Genomic DNA, 17,133 nt, shown 5'->3' on the forward strand with positions numbered 1-17,133 from the left:
TTCGCTTTCCTTTCAGCCGTCGAAGGACACATCGGCGCTGTCGACCGCGCGGATCGGCACGCCGAAGCTCGTGATGTCCGCCAGCGTGACGTTGTGGTGTGCGCGGATCCGCGCGCCCGTGGCATGCGGCTTGTCGTGCGAGGTGTGGGCGTCGGCCGCGAGCGTCACTTCGTAGCCGAGCCCGGCCGCGCGGCGCACCGTGGTGTCGACGCAGAACTCCGACGAATAGCCGCAGACCACCACGCGCTTCACGCCACGCTCCGAGAGCCAGGCATCGAGCGGCGTGCGCAGGAAGGAATCGGGCGTGGTCTTGCGCAGCCGCGCGTCGCGCGTGTCGGTGTCGAGCTCGCCGGCAAGCTGCCAGCGCTCGGAGTCGAACACCAGGTCGACCTCGTTCTCGTGCTGGATGAAGGCCACCGGCACGCCGACCGCGCGGGCACGCTCGGTGAGCGCGTTGATGCGCTCGATCACCGCGGCGGCTTCATGCGGACGCGGGGCGTCGTCGACGAGGCCGCGCTGCATGTCGATGACGAGGACGGCGAGTGTCATGGGAACCCTTTCTGGTGCGCGGGACGGCAGGGCCGAAGGATCGCACAGGACGTCGCCAATGCCCCTGCCCGGCGAATGTTTCTGACGTTGAAACCATTGCCCGCGCACCCGCCACTAAGCTAGCGCCGCCCGCAGAACCACACAACACCTGCCATGACCGACCCCAACGCTCCTTCCCTTTCGCAGCGCCTGCGCAGGCGCGCCACCGCCGCCTTCGCGGCCGCCTGCGCGCTGCTGGCCGGCTGCAGCAGCAACAGCGGCTGCGAGGTCCGCTACGACGCCTCGCCGCAGTTCAAGGGCTGCACCTTCGAGAACATGGACAACCCCGACGTGCTGCCCAACCAGAGCACGTGGAAGATCTGGACCCGCTTCTTCTTCGAGACCAAGACCGACTCGGTGCCCACCGATGCGATCCCCGTGAAGCCGCTGACGCCGGCGGCGCTGGCCGCGCTCGATGCGCAGGCCAACCACGTGGTGCGCCTGGGCCATTCCTCGCACCTGCTCAAGCTGCGCGGCAAGTACTGGCTGATCGACCCGGTGTTCGGCGAGCGCGTGTCGCCGTTCTCGTTCGCGGGGCCCAAGCGCTTCCACCAGCCGCCGATCGCGCTGCAGGACCTGCCGCCGATCGAGGGCCTGATCCTCTCGCACGACCACTACGACCACCTCGACGTCTACACCATCGAGTACCTCGCGAAGCGGGTGCAGCACTACTTCGTGCCGCTGGGCGTGAAGGCGCGGCTGATCGCGATGGGCGTGCCGCCCGAGCGCATCAGCGAGCTCGATTGGTGGCAGGGCGGCGAGCACGACGGCGTGAAGCTCACGGCCACGCCGGCACAGCATTTCTCAGGCCGCTCGCTGACCGACCGCGGCCGCACGCTGTGGGCCTCGTGGGTGGTGCAAAGCGGCGAGCAGCGTATCTTCTACAGCGGCGACTCGGGCTACTTCCCGGGCTTCAAGCAGATCGGCGAGCGCTTCGGCGGCTTCGACCTCGCGCTGATGGAGAACGGCGCCTACGACGCCTACTGGCCCGCGGTCCACATGACGCCCGAGCAGAGCGTGCAGGCCTTCGAGGACCTGCGCGGCAAGGTGCTGTACTCGGTGCACAACAGCACCTTCGACCTCGCCTTCCACAGCTGGCACGACCCGCTGGACCGCATCGCGAAGCTCACGCAGGAGCGCAAGATCGAACTGGCCACGCCGGTGATCGGCGAGGTGCTGACGGTGGGCCAGGCGCGCACCAACGTGCGCTGGTGGGAAGGCCTGAAGTAGCGAGAGTTGCTAGCCGCGCTCGCGCCGCTCGCGCGCGCGGCGCTGCTGGCGCGTCTCGAGCGCCTGCGCCGCCACGCGGTCCTTCGCGCGCTTCTTCTCGGCGCGCTTGCCGCGGAAGTGACGGCCTACGAGAAAGCTCCCGATGCCGGTCACGATCGCGATGACGAAGCCGATGGTGCTGATGTCGAGGCCGCCCATCAGAGCACCCGCACGATGCTGGCCGGCTTGAAGCCCAGGTCGGCCGCCTTGCCCTTGCGCGCACGGGCGCCGCGCGCGTTGTTGAGGGTGCGGATCTCGAGCGTCTCGTCGCGCTCCTTGCCGCCGCGGCCGATGCCCTCGATCCTCACGCTGCGCGTGTAGGCCGCGGCACCCGCGAGGGTGTCCTTGGGCTCGAGATCGATCAGCGTGAGGCCGCGGCCGCCCTTGGGCAGGCTCTTGAGCTCGGCGATCTCGAAGGTCAGGATGCGCCCGCCCGTGGAGGCGCAGGCCACGTGCGTGGCCGCGGGCATCGGCTCGGCGCCGCCGGCACCGCCCACCAGCGAGGGCCGGCACAGCTGCTCGCCCTCGCCCACGTCGATGAAGGCCTTGCCGCCGCGCTGGCGCGACATCATGTTCTCGACCGTGGCGATGAAGCCGTAGCCGCCCGAATTGGCCAGCAGCAGGCTGGCGCCGACCGGGCCCGCGAAGTAGTGCGTGACATGCGTGCCCGCATCGAGCTCGATCAGCGTGGTGACCGGCTGGCCGTCGCCGCGCGCGCCCGGCAGCGAGGCCACGGGCACGGTGTAGACGCGCACGCTCTTGTCCTTGGCGCTGCCGAACACCAGCAGCGTGTCGACGCTGCGGCATTCGAAGGCGCCGTAGAGCGAGTCGCCCGACTTGAAGCTGTACTCGGGCGCCGCGGCGCCGTTGCCCGCGGCCTTCTCGCTGGCCCAGCCCTTCTGCGCGCGCACCCAGCCCTTCTGCGAGACGATCACGGTGACCGGCTCGTCGACCACCTTGACCTCGGCCACGGCGCGCTTCTCGGTCTGGATCAGCGTGCGGCGCGGGTCCTCGAAGGTCTTGGCGTCGGCCTCGATCTCCTTGATCAGCAGGCGGCGCAGCGCGGCCGGGCTGCCGAGGATCTCCTCGAGCTTCTTCTGCTCCTCGCGCAGGTTGGAGAGCTCCTGCTCGATCTTGATGGCTTCGAGCCGCGCGAGCTGGCGCAGCCGGATCTCGAGGATGTCCTCGGCCTGGCGATCGCTGAGGTTGAAGCGCGCGATCAGCGCGGCCTTCGGATCCTCGGCGGCGCGGATGATCGCGATCACCTCGTCGATGTTGAGCAGCACCAGCTGCCGGCCCTCGAGGATGTGGATGCGGTCCTGCACCTTGCCCAGGCGGTGCTTCGAGCGCTTCTCGACCGTGGCGGCGCGGAACTCGATCCATTCCTCGAGCATCTGGCGCAGCGACTTCTGCGTCGGCTTGCCGTCGATGCCCACCATCGTGAGGTTGATCGACGACGAGGTCTCGAGCGAGGTCTGCGCCAGCAAGGTGGTGATGAATTCCTCCTGGCTGATGCGCGAGGTCTTGGGCTCGAACACCAGGCGCACGGCGGCGTCCTTGCTCGACTCGTCCCGCACCACGTCGAGCACCGAGAGCATCGCGGCCTTGACCTGGGTCTGCTCGGTGCTCAGCGCCTTCTTGCCGGCCTTGACCTTGGGGTTGGTGATCTCCTCGATCTCCTCGAGCACCTTCTGCGTGCTCACGCCCGGCGGCAGCTCGTTGACCACGAGCTGCCACTGGCCGCGCGCGAGGTCCTCGATCTTCCAGCGCGCGCGCACCTTGAGCGAGCCGCGGCCGCTGCGGTAGGCATCGGCGATGTCGCCCGCGCTGCTGATGATCTGCGCGCCGCCCGGATAGTCGGGGCCGGGCACGATGGCGAACAGCTCTTCCTCGCTGAGCTTGCCGTTCGACTTGATCAGCGCCACGCAGGCATCGGCGATCTCGCGCAGGTTGTGGCTCGGGATCTCGGTGGCCAGGCCGACCGCGATGCCGCTGGCGCCGTTGAGCAGCGTGAACGGCAGCCGCGCGGGCAAGAGGCGCGGCTCCTCGGTGCTGCCGTCGTAGTTGGGGATGAAGTCGACCGTGCCTTCGTCGATCTCGTCGAGCAGCAGGCTGGTGATGCGCGCGAGGCGGGCCTCGGTGTAGCGCATGGCCGCGGCACCGTCGCCGTCGCGGCTGCCGAAGTTGCCCTGGCCGTCGACCAGCGGATAGCGCTGCGAGAAGTCCTGCGCCATGCGCACCAGCGCGTCGTAGGCGGCCTGGTCGCTGTGCGGATGGAAGCGGCCGAGCACGTCGCCGACCACGCGCGCGCTCTTCACGGGCTTGGCGCCCACGGTGCCGTTGGTGCCGCCGAAGCCCAGGCCCATGCGCGACATCGAATAGAGGATGCGCCGCTGCACCGGCTTCTGGCCGTCCGACACGTCGGGCAGCGCGCGGCCCTTGACCACGCTCAGCGCGTATTCGAGGTAGGCGGTCTGGGCATAGTCGGCGAGCGTGAGCGAGGTGCCGTCGCCGCCGTCGTTGTTGTCGTCGCCGGGAGGCAGGAGATCGAGCGGGGGTTGGGAGTCCATGAAAGAGCGGGTGAGAAAACGAAAAAAAGGAGTGGCGGCGAAGGCGTTCAGCCCAGCGTGAAGGCCTCGTGCACCGCGGACTGCACCGAGCCGCCGAGCACGGCGCCGCCGCCAGCCACGTAGATCCAGTCGCCGATGACGGCGGCGCCGACCGCATGGCGCGGCGTGGTCATGGGCGCATGGCGCTGCCAGCTGTCGGCCACCGGATCGTAGCTTTCCATCTGGCCGAAGACCTTGGCCTGGCGCGGCACGCCGCCGACGAGGAAACCGCCCTCGCCGCCCATGGCGAAGAAGCGGTCGCGATAGACCACCAGGCCATGGCCCGAGCGCGCGGTGGGCAGCGGCGAACGCGGCTCCCAGGTGTCGCGCGCGGGAAGGTAGACGTGGTGCAGGTCGGTGTTGTATTCGAAGGTGTTGAAGCGCCCGCCGACCACGTGGATCAGGCCGCCATGCGCCACGCAGCCCACGTGGTCGCGCGCGCCGGGCAGCGGCTTGCGCGCGCTCCAGCGGTCGGCCTTCGGGTCGTAGACCTCGTGCCAGCCCACGCTGGCGCGTTCGGCCGCGGGCTCGGAGGCGCCGCCGATCAGGTGCAACTGCCCGTCGAGCACGACGGCGGCAGCCGCGCCGCGCGGACGCGGCAGCGGCGCGATGGCGGTCCAGCGGTTGGCCGCGATCTCGTAGACGTAGGCATTCGTGTCGGAGCGCCGGTTCTGCTCGACGAAGCCGCCGAGCGCGTAGACCCGGCCGCCGTCGGCCGCCACGGCCACGTGGTTGGCGCCGCGCGGCAGCGATGCGCCGTCGAGCCAGCGATCGGCCTGCGGGTCGTAGATGTGGTGGTAGTCGCGGTTGACCGCGCCCTCGCCGTAGCCGCCGACCACGTGCATGCGGCCCTGCGCGGCCGTGGCCCAGGCCATCTCGCTGCGCGGAAGCGGCAGCGCCGCGCGCGCCGTCCAGCGCCCCTGCGGGCCGCGCGGCGCGGGGCTGTCGGTGACGCGCTGCGACTCCTGCTCGGGCGTCATGTGGTGCGGCACGCCGCCCTGCAGCCGCGCATAGGGCTCGGCCGAGGACGGCACGGGCTGCGGCGCGGCGTGCGAGGCCGGATGCTGGGCGCGCGCGGCACCGCTCAGCGCGGCGGCGCCGGCCAGGACGAAATCTCGGCGTTGCATCGCGGTCTCCTCGTTCTTGGGATGGTCGGGGCGGGCGAAGGCGCTCGCTCGCGGGACGCTGCGCTCACGACAGCGGCGAAGCGGGGGGATCGCCGGCGCCGGCATCGGCGGCGGGCGGCGCGGCCGACTCGGGCACGGCCGGCATCGCCGGCAGGCTGCGCGACGAATCCGGGGGCATGTTGCCGCGGCCGATCGCGCCGCCGGCGGGCACCGTCATCTCCATGCGGATGCGCCCCGGCGTCTTGCCGCCGCGCAGGCCGCCACCCCGGGCCACCGAGGGCTTGAGGTAGGCGTAGAGCTGCAGCACCGTCTGCACGTAGTTCTGCGTTTCCTTGTAGTTCGGGATCTTGTTGCCCGCGCGCTGCACCGCGCCCTCGCCCGCGTTGTAGGCCGCCAGCGCCAGCTCGATCTGGCCCGGGAACATCGCGATCAGGTCGCGCAGGTAGTGCGAGCCGGCGGCGATGTTGATGCGCGGGTCGAACAGCTTCTTCTCGAGGCTCGCGCGCTGGTCGCCCGCCACGCCGTAGCGCTGCGCGGTGCCGGGCATCAGCTGCATCAGCCCGCGCGCGCCCTTGGGCGAGACGGCCTGCGCGTCGAAACCCGACTCGGTGGCGATCAGCGCCTGCAGCAGCTCGTAGTCGATCGCATGCTTGTTCGAGGCATCGCGCAGCGCGCTCTTGGCGATCTTGTAGCTCGGCGAGGCCTCGAACATGGCCAGCAGCGTCTGCGAGGCCGGCGACACCTTGCCATCGAACTTGCCGTCGAGCTTGCGGTTGCCGCGGCCCAGGCGGCCGAGCGGCGAGATGCCCTGCGTGGTGTCGAAGCTCTGGCCGTCGCGGAAGAACACCTGGTAGCGCTCGTCGACCTTCTCGGCCGCGAAGTGCGCCACGCCGTTGGCGTCGATGTAGCCGTAGACGTCAGCGGCGCGCGCCGGCCCCTGCAGCGCGAGCAGCAGGAAGGCCAGGAGCAGCGAAGGCTTGAGGAGGGACATGCGGGGTGGAATCAAACATCGATGTCGACGTCGTCGGCGCGCAGTTCCATCAGTTCGCGCCGCGCCGCGGCTTCGCCCTTGCCCATGAGCTTGGTGATCTCGCCCTGGGTGGCGCTGAAGTCGAAACGGCCCAATTGGACCTGCATCAGGCGCCGGGTGTCCGGATTGAGCGTGGTTTCCCACAATTGTTCCGCGCTCATTTCGCCCAGGCCCTTGAAACGGCTGATGCTCCAGGCGCCTTCGCGCACGCCGTCCTTGCGCAGCTTGTCGAGCGTGGCGGTCAGTTCGCCCTCGTCGAGCGCATAGACCTTGGAGGCCGGCTTCTTGCCGCGCGCGGGCGCGTCGACCCGGAACAATGGCGGCTTCGCGACATACACGTGGCCGGTTTCGATCAATTTGGGGAAGTGCCGGAAGAACAGCGTGAGCAGCAGCACCTGGATGTGCGAGCCGTCCACGTCGGCATCGGAAAGGATGCAGATCTTGCCGTAGCGCAGCCCGCTGAGGTCGGGCGTGTCGTCGGGGCCGTGCGGATCGACGCCCACCGCCACCGAGATGTCGTGGATTTCGGTGTTGGCGAACAGCCGGTCGCGCTCGACCTCCCAGGTGTTGAGCACCTTGCCGCGCAGCGGCAGGATGGCCTGGCTTTCCTTGTCGCGGCCCATCTTGGCGCTGCCGCCGGCCGAGTCGCCCTCGACCAGGAAGACTTCGTTGTGGCCGATGTCCTTGCTCTCGCAGTCGGTCAGCTTGCCGGGCAGCACGGCCACGCCCGAACCCTTGCGCTTCTCGACCTTCTGGCCCGCGCGCTGGCGTGTCTGGGCGGCCTTGATCGCCAGTTCGGCGAGCTTGCGGCCGTAGTCGACGTGCTGGTTGAGCCACAGCTCGAGCGCCGGGCGCACGAAGCTCGACACCAGCCGCACCGCGTCGCGCGAGTTCAGGCGTTCCTTGATCTGGCCCTGGAACTGCGGGTCGAGCACCTTGGCGCTGAGCACGTAGGAAGCGCGCGCGAACACGTCCTCGGGCAGCAGCTTCACGCCCTTGGGCAGCAGCGAATGCAGCTCGATGAAGCCCTTGACCGCCGTGAACAGGCCGTCGCGCAGGCCGCTCTCGTGCGTGCCGCCGGCGCTGGTGGGGATCAGGTTGACGTAGCTCTCGCGCACCGGCTGGCCGTCTTCCGTGAAGGCCACGCACCAGTCGGCGCCCTCGCCCTCGGCGAAGTTGTCGGCGTTCTTGTCGGCATGGCCGCTGCCCTCGAACAGCGGGATGACCGGATCGCCGTTGAGCGTCTGCATCAGGTAGTCGCTGAGACCGCCCTTGTAGAGCCACTGCTGCGTTTCCTTGGTCTTCTCGTTGACCAGCGTGACGCTCACGCCGGGCATCAGCACCGCCTTGCTGCGCAGCAGGTGGGTGAGCTCGCCCATCGGCAGCGCCGAGGACTCGAAGTACTTGGCGTCGGGCCAGGCGCGCACCGTGGTGCCCTGCTTGCGCTCGCCGGCCTCGAGCTTGCGCACCTCGAGCTGCTCGATCACGTCGCCGCCGCTGAAGGCCAGCTTCGCCACCGAGCCTTCGCGGTGCGTCGTCACCTCGAGCCGCTTCGACAGCGCATTGGTCACCGACACGCCCACGCCGTGCAGGCCGCCCGAGAAGCTGTAGGCGCCGCCCGAGCCCTTGTCGAACTTGCCGCCCGCGTGCAGCCGGGTGTAGACCAGCTCGACCACGGGCGCCTTCTCCTCGGGATGCAGGCCGAACGGGATGCCGCGGCCGTCGTCCTCGATGGCGACCGAGCCGTCGGCATGCAGCGTGACCCTGATCTTCTTGCCGTGGCCCGCGAGCGCTTCGTCGGCCGCGTTGTCGATCACTTCCTGGATGATGTGCAGCGGGTTGTCCGTGCGGGTGTACATGCCCGGGCGCTGCTTGACGGGCTCGAGGCCCTTGAGCACGCGGATCGAGCCTTCGGAGTAGCCGGAGGCGTCGGAGGAACTGGTTGGAGTCTTGGGGGGAGTCGCCATGGGGGCGGATTGTAGTCAGTCGCCGGGAAAAGAACTGGATGCGCATACAGGTGCGCGGCCCGGCGCGATTTTGATGCGATTCACGCATCGATCGGCCGCCGATAAATCATCAATGGCTGTCGCCGGCGGCGCGCATGCCGCAGCCGGCTCTTGGCTACAGTCGCCGCATGCAACCGTCTCCCACTCCCACCCTCTCGATCAGGCAGGTGCTGTTCTGCGGCGCCATGATCGTCACGCTCTCGATGGGCATCCGCCATGGCTTCGGGCTCTGGCTGCAGCCGATCACGCAGGCGCAGGACTGGAGCCGGCAGACTTTCTCGTTCGCGCTGGCGATACAGAACCTCTCGTGGGGCATCTTCGGGGTGTTCGCGGGCATGCTGGCCGACCGTTTCGGGGCGTTCCGGGTGCTGATCGGCGGGGCGGTGTTCTATGCGCTGGGCCTGCTGGGCATGGCGCATTCGCCGACGCCGCTGCTGTTCACCTTGAGCGCGGGCCTGCTGATCGGCGCGGCCCAGGCCGGCACCACCTACGCGGTGATCTACGGCGTGATCGGGCGGCAGATCCCGGCCGAGCGGCGCTCGTGGGCCATGGGGGTGGCGGCGGCGGCCGGCTCCTTCGGCCAGTTCCTGATGGCGCCGGTCGAGGGCCGGCTGATCGGCCAGTTCGGCTGGCAGACCGCGCTGGCGGTGGTCGCGGTGCTGGTGCTGGTGATCGTGCCGCTGGCCTTCGGCCTGCGCGAGCCGCGGCGCGAGGCGGCGGCCGCGCAGCGCGAGCAGTCGGTGCTGCAGGCCGTGGGCGAGGCCTTCCGCTACCCGAGCTTCGGCCTGCTGATGGCCGGCTACTTCGTCTGCGGCTTCCAGCTCGCCTTCATCGGCATCCACATGCCGACCTACCTGCGCGACAAGAGCCTGCCGGCCGACGTGGCCGGCTACGCGCTGGCGCTGATCGGCCTGTTCAACGTGTTCGGCACCTACACCGTGGGGCTGCTGGGCCAGAAGCTCGCCAAGCGCAAGATCCTGGCCGCGATCTACTTCGCGCGGGCGGTGTCCATCGCGCTGTTCCTCGTGGTGCCGACCTCGCCGCTGAGCGTCTACCTGTTCTCGGCCGCGATGGGCTTCCTCTGGCTCTCGACCGTGCCGGCCACCAACGCGATCGTGGCGGGCATCTTCGGCGTGGCCCACCTCTCGATGCTCAGCGGCTTCGTGTTCCTGAGCCACCAGGTCGGCTCCTTCCTCGGCGTCTGGCTCGGCGGCTACCTCTACGACACCACGGGCAGCTACGACGTGGTCTGGTATCTGGCGATCGCGCTCGGCGTGTTCGCGGCGCTGGTCAACCTGCCGGTGCGCGAGAGCGCGATCGCGCGCCCCGTGGGCCGGCCGGCCGCGCACGCGGGCTGATGCCGCGATCACAATGGCGGCCATGACACCCCTCTCGCGCCAACGGCTCGCTCGCACCGGCTGGTTCGCCGCCGCGGCGCTGGCGCTGGCGGGCGTGTTCAGCCTCTACACCCACCCCGAATTCGCGGTGATGCTGGTCGACCAGATCTGGTCGTGCTTCTGACCGTTCGCGAGCCCCGCGGGCGCAAGGCGCCATGAAAGATGTAACCAATCCCCCTTCTTCGCTCCACGGGCTGTCGGCGCCCTCGGAATGGATCGTGCGCTGGAGCCACCTGCTGGCGCCGGGCGCCAGCGTGCTCGACGTGGCCTGCGGCGCCGGCCGCCACATGCACTGGTTCGCGCAGCGCGGGCACCCGGCCACCGGCGTCGACCGCTCGCCCGAGGCCACGGCGGCCGCGGCCGCCTTCGGCACGGTCGTCACCGCCGACATCGAGGACGGCCCCTGGCCCTTCGCCGGCCAGGGCTTCGGCGCGGTGGTCGTCACCAACTACCTGTGGCGGGCGCGGCTGGCCGACATCGTCGCGGCCGTGGCGCCCGGCGGCGTGCTGCTCTACGAGACCTTCGCCGCGGGCAACGAGAGCGTGGGCAAGCCTTCGCGGCCCGACTTCCTGCTGCGCCCGGGCGAGCTGCTGGCCGCTTGCGAGGGGCTGCGCGTGGTGGCCTACGAGGACGGTTTCCTGAGCGAGCCGGCGCGCTTCGTGCAGCGCATCGCGGCGGTCCGGGCGCCCGCCGCCGCGGAGGAGCCGCCGGCGCGCCATCCGCTGAAGGCCGCCTGACCACCCCCTCGGGACCCGGGGCCGCCCGGGTGGCGGGCGGGGGGTGCGCTATTAGAATGCGTGCTTTCGTCCACGACAAAGAGATTCCCCCTTGGAGCAACTCACAGGCAGCATCGTCGCGCTGGCCACGCCGATGCACGACGACGGCAGCGTTGACTATCCCGCGCTGCGCCGGCTGATCGACTGGCACATCGACGAAGGCACCGACTGCCTCGGCGTCGTCGGCACCACCGGCGAATCGCCCACGGTCGACGTGGAAGAACACTGCGAAATCATCCGCGTGTCGGTCGAGCAGGCCCGGGGCCGCGTGCCCGTCATGGCCGGCTGCGGCGCCAACTCGACCAAGGAAGCGATCGAGCTCGCCAAGTTCGCCAAGGGCGTGGGTGCCAATTCCCAGCTCCAGGTCGTCCCCTACTACAACAAGCCCACGCAAGAGGGCCAGTACCAGCACTTCAAGGCCATCGCCGAAGCCGTGGGCGACCTGCCCACCGTGCTGTACAACGTGCCCGGCCGCACGGTCGCCGATATGGCGCACGACACCGTGCTGCGCCTGGCCCAGGTGCCCGGCATCATCGGCATCAAGGAAGCCACCGGCAACATCGAGCGCGCGCAGTGGCTGATCCGCGACCTGCCCGAGCGCTTCGCCGTCTACTCGGGCGACGACCCGACCGCCGTGGCGCTCATGCTGTGCGGCGGCAAGGGCAACATCAGCGTCACGGCCAACGTGGCGCCGCGCAAGATGCACGAGCTGTGCGTGGCCGCGCTCGCGGGCGACGTGAAGCGCGCGATGCAGATCCAGTTCGAGCTGATGCCGCTGCACCGCAACCTCTTCGTCGAACCCAATCCGATTCCGCTCAAGTGGGCCATGTCCCGCCTCGGCCTCTGCGGCGGTGCGCTGCGGCTGCCGCTGACCGAGCTCTCCGAGGCCAGCCGTCCGGCGGTCGAGGCCGCGCTACGCGCGACCGGGCTGCTCAAGGACTGATGCGCGCCGACGCGCCCTCCCCCTCCACAATCCCTCCACGATCTTCTTTTACCCTGCCGCGTCCGAGGTTAAGCAACCTTTTGCCTGAACCGAGCTCAGAACGGGCGGGCACAGCGGCCCATCGATTGACCGAACCATTCCAACAAGGAAGACGACGTTGAAGTACCTCTCGCGATTCGCACTCCTGGCCCTCGTCGCCAGCCTCGCCGCCTGCTCCGTTCTCGAGAGCGACAAGATCGACTACAAGAGCGCCGGCAAGGCCCCGACGCTCGAAGTGCCGCCCGACCTGTCCCAGCTCGCGCGTGACAACCGCTACGCCATCCCCGGCGGTGCCGTCACCGCCAACTCCTACCAGACCGGCGTCGCCAACGCGCCGGGCGTGCCCACCGCCGTCTCCAACCTCGGCGACGTGCGCATGGAGCGCACCGGCTCGCAGCGCTGGCTGGTCGTCAACCGCTCGCCCGACCAGCTCTGGGATCCGGTCAAGGACTTCTGGCAGGAAAGCGGCTTCCTGCTGACCACCGAGCAGCGCAACCTCGGCATCATGGAAACCGACTGGGCCGAGAACCGCGCCAAGCTGCCGCAGGACATCATCCGCGGCACGCTGGGCAAGCTGGTCGACTCGGTCTACTCCACCGGCGAACTCGACCGCTTCCGCACCCGCATGGAACGCACGCCGACCGGCACCGAGATCTACATCAGCCACCGTGGCATGCAGGAGGTCTACACGACCACGCGCCAGGACCAGACCGTCTGGCAGCCGCGTCCGTCCGACCCCGAACTCGAAGCCGAATTCCTGCGCCGCCTGATGGTCAAGCTCGGCGTCTCGCAGGAGCAGGCCAAGCAGGTCGCGGCCACCGCCGCCGCGGCACCGGTGCAGACCGCCCGCGTGTCCAACGTCGGCGGCCAGCCGATCGTGCAGCTCAACGACGGCTTCGACCGCGCATGGCGCCGCGTCGGCCTCGCGCTCGACCGCACCGGCTTCACGGTGGAAGACCGCGACCGCAGCGCCGGCGTCTACTTCGTGCGCTACGTGCCGCCGAACCCCGACAAGAAGGAGCCCGGCTTCTTCGGCAAGCTGTTCAGCTCGAGCAAGACCGAGTCGCCGCTCAAGTTCCGCATCCTGATCAAGAGCCAGGGCGAGAGCAGCACGGTGTCGGTGCAGAACGAAGCCGGCGCGCCCGAGACCTCGGTCAACGCCGAGCGCATCGTCAAGGTCATCGCCGACGACCTGAGGTAAGTCCCATGCTCCGCTTCCGAAGCCTCGGCAGCGGCAGCACGGGCAATGCCGCGCTGGTCGAGGCGACCAGCGGCGGCCGCACTTCCCGGCTCCTGATCGACTGCGGCTTCGGCATCCGCCAGCTCGATCAGCGGCTGGCCCGCGCCGGGCTCGCCGCGAGCGACATCGATGCCATCTTCGTCACGCACGAACACGGCGATCACATCGGCTGCGCCCACACCCTCTCGCGGCGCAACCGCATTCCCGTCTGGATGAGCGAAGGCACCTGGCTCGCCACGGGCGGGCGCGACTTCGAAGGGCAGCTGCGCCTCGCGCGCGACGACGAGGACTTCGCGGTCGGCGATCTCTCGGTGCATCCCTTCACCGTGCCGCACGATGCGCGCGAGCCGCTGCAGCTGCGCTGCACCGACGGCAATCGCACGCTCGGCGTGCTGACCGACCTCGGCCATGCCACCACCCACGTGCTTGCGCGATTGGGCGGCGCGCATTCGCTGCTGCTGGAGTTCAACCACGACAGCGAGCTGCTGGCCAACTCGGCCTATCCGCCGTTCCTGAAGATGCGCGTGGGCGGCAACTACGGCCACCTCTCGAACCAGGCCGCCGCGGACATCGCGCGCGCGCTGCTGCACGACGGGCTGCGCCACGTGGTCGCGGCGCACCTGAGCGAACAGAACAACCGGCCCGAGATCGTGCGTCAGCTGATGGCACAGGCACTCGGCGGCGACGAGGCCGAGATGCTCACCGCGAGCGCGGCCGAAGGCTCGCCCTGGCTCGACGTGTGAACACACGCGTTCGATCGGTAGCCGATCGAAAGGCGATTGAAAGCCCCATGAAGAAAGCCGCCCTGGAGGCGGCTTTGCTTCGTGTGCGGCGACGGCTTACTTGCTCGGCGCTTCGCCCTTCTTCGCGGCTTCGGTCGCGGCATTGGCCGCATCGAGTGCCGACGACGCGGCCGCCGAGGGTGCCGATGCGCCCGCCGACGGAGCCGATGCGGCAGGTGCGGGTGCGGGTGCGGGTGCGGGTGCGGGTGCGGGGGCCGGCGCGGGCTCGGTCACGGGCGCGGGCGGCGGCGTGGTCACGGCGGGCGCCGCATCCTCCTTCTTGCCGCAAGCCACCAGGGCGGAAGCGGCGAGCAGCGAGGCGAGCAGGACGGACGTTGTCTTCTTCATGAAAAGGCTCCTTTGGCAATGAAGGTCTTGAGGGACGAAAAAAATTCTAGACCCGCATGCCGTCGCTCTTATGTCTGGCCGCGGGATTCGCGGCATTGGCTTACAAGCCCAGCGTGCTCGCGGGAAAGGCGGGCCGGGCCTGGCGCCAGCATTCCTCGATCGACTCGCGCAGTGCGCTGCGCGCGCGTGCATCGGCGCTGCTGAGACCGCGGCCATGCTCGACGTCGATGCGATGAATGAACCACGAGGGCGTCCACCACGCGCTCGGCACGCCGCTGCCGGCCTGCGCATGCGGCACGCGCAGCGCGCGGCACTCGACGATGTGGTCCCAGGTGCGGCGCCAGCCGACGAAGCGCGCATGCCGGCGCTCCATGCCGTCGAAGCGCTCGGCCAGCAGCACCAGCCTGCGGCCGCTGGCCGACCAGGCCTGCAGCGCCTCGATGCTCGCGCGCTCGCCCAGCGGCCAGTCGGCGAAGTCGGGGTCGCTGAAGATCAGTTCCTTCCAGCCCTGCCGCGCGGCCGACGCGAGCGCGGTGCGCAGCAGTTGGTCGAATGCCTCGCGGCCATCGAAGCGGCCCTCGGGCAGCGGCGACGGCAACGCGGTGTCACTCGGCATGCAGCCAGCCCGCCTCGCACCATTCGGCCAGCAGCGACAGTGCATCGTCGCTGGCCTTCGCGAGTTCGCGCGGCCCGAGCGCGCGCCGGTCGGCGAGGCGCCGCATCAGCGTGGCATCGGCACCGCCCGCGCGAAAGCTCTCGCCGTTGATGTAGAGATGGCGCGCGTCGTAGAGCATGCGCGTGCGACGGTCCAGCCGCACCGCATGCAGCTCGTCGGGCGCCTCGCCGCCATCGTCGAACCAGGTGCTGGCCTTGGGCTCGGTCAGCGACTCGCCGAGCGCGCGGTCGATCGCATCGGGATCGCGCAAGGCCATCTCGACGGCCTTGCGCGCGAAGGCCTGCAGCGCGGCGGGCATGGCGCCGGGCGCCTCGACCGCGGGCTGCGCGGGATCGCGATAGCGCACGGCGGCCGACGGGCCCGCGTCCTCGAGTTCGTCGGCATGGGCCTGCGCGATGCGCGCGAGCAGATCGGCGCCGAGCTCGCCCGCGGACGGCGAACGCAGCCCGATCGAGAAGGTCATGCAGTCGCCGCCGACCGCCACGCCATCGTGCGCATAGCGCGGCGGCAGGTAGAGCATGTCGCCGGGCTCGAGCACGAAGCTCTGCTCGGGCTCGAAGCGCTCGAGGATCTTGAGCGGAACGTCGGGCTGCAGCCGCAGGTCGCCCTGCTTGCCGATGGACCAGCGGCGCCGGCCCTGCGCCTGCAGCAGGAACACGTCGTAGCTGTCGAAATGCGCGCCCACGCCGCCGCCGTCGCTCGCGTAGCTGATCATCAGGTCGTCGAGCCGCGCGTCGGGCAGGAAGCTGAACTGCCGCAACAGCGCATGGATGCCCTCGTGGTGCAGGTCCACGCCCTGCACCAGCAGGGTCCAGGCGGCCTGCTTCAGCGAGGGCAGCGAGCGGCGCGGCAGCGGGCCGTGCTTTAGGCTCCAGCCGGCCTTGCCGTGGCGGATCAGCCGGGATTCGACCTCCTCGCGTTCGGCCAGCGCGAACAGCGCGGAACGGTCGATGGGTGGCACCATGTCGGGCACCGCCTGTCGCACCAGCAGCGGTTTCTTCTGCCAGTGCCGCCGCATGAACTGCGCGGCGCTCAGGCCGCCCAGCAGGGGCAGCGGTGTTGTGATCTCCATGGGAGAATTCTGCAATGGAAATCTCTGAACAATGCGTGGTCGGCCTGACCTGGACCCTGAAAGACACGCTCGGCGATGTGCTGGACGTGCTCGACGAACCGGTCGAATTCCTGATCGGCGGCGACGATCTGTTCGACGTGATCGAGGCGGCCCTGCAGGGCCATGAGCCCGGCGACCGCGTCCAGCTGCAGGTCGAGCCCGAACAAGGCTTCGGCGACTTCAACGACCAGCTGCTCTTCCTCGAGCCGCGCGCCCTCTTCCCCGAAGGCACCGAGGAAGGCATGAGCTTCGAGGGCAGCGCGCTGCCCGCGGGCGTGAGCGAGAACATCCCGAAGGATGCGATGTACACGGTGTCCGAGATCTACCCCGAGCACCTCGTGCTCGACGGCAACCATCCGCTGGCGGGCATCGCGATCCGGCTCGACATCCTCGTGCGTTCGGTGCGCGAAGCCACCGAGGAAGAGATCGGCCGCGGCACCGCGGGCACGGCCTTCTTCAAGGTGCAGCCGGTCTCGCCGGGCAACGGCACGCTGCACTGATCCCTCGACCGCATCAACGACAAAGCCGGGCAGAGCCCGGCTTTTTTTCGACCGATGCGATCCGGCGATCGCAGGACTACATGCGCGAGAGCTGGCCGTTGTCGATGCGCACGCGGTCGCCGATGCGCAGGTCGCCCGGGTGCTGCACGTCGAAGGCACGGTAGCCGCCGCGGTCGGTCTGCACCGAGATGCGATAGCTCTCGTAGGCGCGCGGACCGTTCTGCTGCGCCTCGATGGTGTTGCCCAGCAGCGCACCGCCGATCACGCCGAGCGCGGTGGCCGCCGCGCGGCCGTTGCCACGGCCGAACTGGTTGCCCACCACGCCGCCGATGACGCCGCCGGCCACGGCACCGCCACCGGTGGTGCCAGTGCCGGCGGTCTCGCTGCGCAGCACCTCGATGTTCGCCACGTGGCCGTACTCGACGTAGGCGGCCTCGCGGTAGGGCACGGCCTGCGGCGGCGGCTGGTAGGGATAGCGGGAGGTCTGGTAGACCGGTGCGGGTGCCACGCAGGCGGTGAGCGTGGCCAGGGCCAGCACGGATGCGGTGACGGAAACGAAGCGCATTGAGATCTTCATGTTGAAAGGCTCCTCGGAAAGAACGGTGCGCCATGCGATGGAGCGGCGCACCCGCCTGTGTGTTCAACGCCGCAGTGGCCACGGCGATGACGCAAGGACACAAGCTGAAACCTGT

At 69.7% G+C, this 17,133-nt stretch carries 18 protein-coding genes; 8 read left to right on the top strand and 10 right to left on the bottom strand.

The window, feature by feature from the left end; translation table 11 throughout:
• Nucleotides 1-12 precede the first annotated feature (12 nt).
• On the bottom strand, nucleotides 13-549 hold the full coding sequence (locus tag INQ48_20800) for a cysteine hydrolase (GenBank protein QRF55810.1): 537 nt from the start codon (nucleotides 547-549) through the stop codon (nucleotides 13-15).
• Between the two features lie 153 nt (nucleotides 550-702).
• Between INQ48_20800 and INQ48_20805 the strand changes: the two genes are divergently transcribed.
• On the top strand, nucleotides 703-1,818 hold the full coding sequence (locus tag INQ48_20805) for an MBL fold metallo-hydrolase (protein QRF55811.1): 1,116 nt from the start codon (nucleotides 703-705) through the stop codon (nucleotides 1,816-1,818).
• Between the two features lie 9 nt (nucleotides 1,819-1,827).
• Here INQ48_20805 and INQ48_20810 read toward each other — a convergent pair whose 3' ends face one another.
• The 5 genes from INQ48_20810 to INQ48_20830 form a co-directional block, all read right to left on the bottom strand.
• Complete coding sequence (locus INQ48_20810) at nucleotides 1,828-2,016, bottom strand: hypothetical protein (GenBank protein QRF55812.1); 189 nt, start codon at nucleotides 2,014-2,016, stop codon at nucleotides 1,828-1,830.
• A complete protein-coding gene (gene parC, locus INQ48_20815; protein QRF55813.1) occupies nucleotides 2,016-4,427 on the bottom strand; it encodes a DNA topoisomerase IV subunit A in 2,412 nt (803 codons plus the stop codon). The genes INQ48_20810 and parC overlap by 1 nt, the downstream gene beginning before the upstream one ends.
• A gap of 47 nt (nucleotides 4,428-4,474) precedes the next feature.
• Complete coding sequence (locus INQ48_20820) at nucleotides 4,475-5,593, bottom strand: galactose oxidase (GenBank protein ID QRF55814.1); 1,119 nt, start codon at nucleotides 5,591-5,593, stop codon at nucleotides 4,475-4,477.
• 64 nt (nucleotides 5,594-5,657) lie between these two features.
• Nucleotides 5,658-6,584 carry a lytic transglycosylase domain-containing protein gene (locus INQ48_20825; protein ID QRF55815.1) on the bottom strand — a complete coding sequence of 309 codons (927 nt, stop codon included), beginning with the start codon at nucleotides 6,582-6,584 and terminating at the stop codon, nucleotides 5,658-5,660.
• 11 nt (nucleotides 6,585-6,595) lie between these two features.
• Nucleotides 6,596-8,590, bottom strand: coding sequence for a type IIA DNA topoisomerase subunit B (locus INQ48_20830; protein ID QRF55816.1), 1,995 nt, complete (start codon nucleotides 8,588-8,590; stop codon nucleotides 6,596-6,598).
• A gap of 167 nt (nucleotides 8,591-8,757) precedes the next feature.
• On the opposite strand from INQ48_20830, the gene INQ48_20835 reads away from it, so the two are divergent.
• The 6 genes from INQ48_20835 (at nucleotide 8,758) to INQ48_20860 (ending at nucleotide 13,767) form a co-directional block, all read left to right on the top strand.
• A complete protein-coding gene (locus INQ48_20835; protein ID QRF55817.1) occupies nucleotides 8,758-9,987 on the top strand; it encodes an MFS transporter in 1,230 nt (409 codons plus the stop codon).
• A 22-nt stretch (nucleotides 9,988-10,009) separates the two neighbouring features.
• A complete protein-coding gene (locus INQ48_20840) occupies nucleotides 10,010-10,150 on the top strand; it encodes a hypothetical protein (protein QRF55818.1) in 141 nt (46 codons plus the stop codon).
• Between the two features lie 31 nt (nucleotides 10,151-10,181).
• Nucleotides 10,182-10,763, top strand: a complete 582-nt coding sequence (locus tag INQ48_20845) for a class I SAM-dependent methyltransferase (GenBank protein ID QRF55819.1) — start codon at nucleotides 10,182-10,184, stop codon at nucleotides 10,761-10,763.
• 91 nt (nucleotides 10,764-10,854) lie between these two features.
• Nucleotides 10,855-11,745, top strand: coding sequence for a 4-hydroxy-tetrahydrodipicolinate synthase (locus INQ48_20850; protein QRF55820.1), 891 nt, complete (start codon nucleotides 10,855-10,857; stop codon nucleotides 11,743-11,745).
• A gap of 157 nt (nucleotides 11,746-11,902) precedes the next feature.
• A complete protein-coding gene (gene bamC, locus INQ48_20855) occupies nucleotides 11,903-12,985 on the top strand; it encodes an outer membrane protein assembly factor BamC (GenBank protein ID QRF55821.1) in 1,083 nt (360 codons plus the stop codon).
• A 5-nt stretch (nucleotides 12,986-12,990) separates the two neighbouring features.
• Nucleotides 12,991-13,767: an MBL fold metallo-hydrolase gene (locus INQ48_20860; GenBank protein QRF55822.1), complete on the top strand. Its 777-nt coding sequence runs from the start codon at nucleotides 12,991-12,993 to the stop codon at nucleotides 13,765-13,767.
• A gap of 96 nt (nucleotides 13,768-13,863) precedes the next feature.
• Here INQ48_20860 and INQ48_20865 read toward each other — a convergent pair whose 3' ends face one another.
• The 3 genes from INQ48_20865 to INQ48_20875 all read right to left on the bottom strand — a co-directional run bounded on the left by INQ48_20865 (nucleotide 13,864) and on the right by INQ48_20875 (nucleotide 15,902).
• Nucleotides 13,864-14,154 (bottom strand): hypothetical protein, encoded by a 291-nt coding sequence (locus INQ48_20865; GenBank protein QRF55823.1) that lies wholly within the window; start codon nucleotides 14,152-14,154, stop codon nucleotides 13,864-13,866.
• A gap of 100 nt (nucleotides 14,155-14,254) precedes the next feature.
• A complete protein-coding gene (locus INQ48_20870; GenBank protein ID QRF55824.1) occupies nucleotides 14,255-14,770 on the bottom strand; it encodes a hypothetical protein in 516 nt (171 codons plus the stop codon).
• Nucleotides 14,760-15,902 carry a cupin domain-containing protein gene (locus tag INQ48_20875; GenBank protein ID QRF55825.1) on the bottom strand — a complete coding sequence of 381 codons (1,143 nt, stop codon included), beginning with the start codon at nucleotides 15,900-15,902 and terminating at the stop codon, nucleotides 14,760-14,762. Before INQ48_20875 ends, INQ48_20870 begins: the two co-directional genes overlap by 11 nt.
• A gap of 14 nt (nucleotides 15,903-15,916) precedes the next feature.
• On the opposite strand from INQ48_20875, the gene INQ48_20880 reads away from it, so the two are divergent.
• Nucleotides 15,917-16,441, top strand: coding sequence for an FKBP-type peptidyl-prolyl cis-trans isomerase (locus INQ48_20880; protein QRF55826.1), 525 nt, complete (start codon nucleotides 15,917-15,919; stop codon nucleotides 16,439-16,441).
• 76 nt (nucleotides 16,442-16,517) lie between these two features.
• On the opposite strand, the gene INQ48_20885 is transcribed toward INQ48_20880, so the two are convergent.
• Nucleotides 16,518-17,018, bottom strand: coding sequence for a glycine zipper 2TM domain-containing protein (locus INQ48_20885; protein QRF55827.1), 501 nt, complete (start codon nucleotides 17,016-17,018; stop codon nucleotides 16,518-16,520).
• Between the last annotated feature and the right edge of the window lie 115 nt (nucleotides 17,019-17,133).

The organism is Variovorax paradoxus (assembly GCA_016806145.1).
Classification (GTDB): domain Bacteria; phylum Pseudomonadota; class Gammaproteobacteria; order Burkholderiales; family Burkholderiaceae_C; genus Variovorax.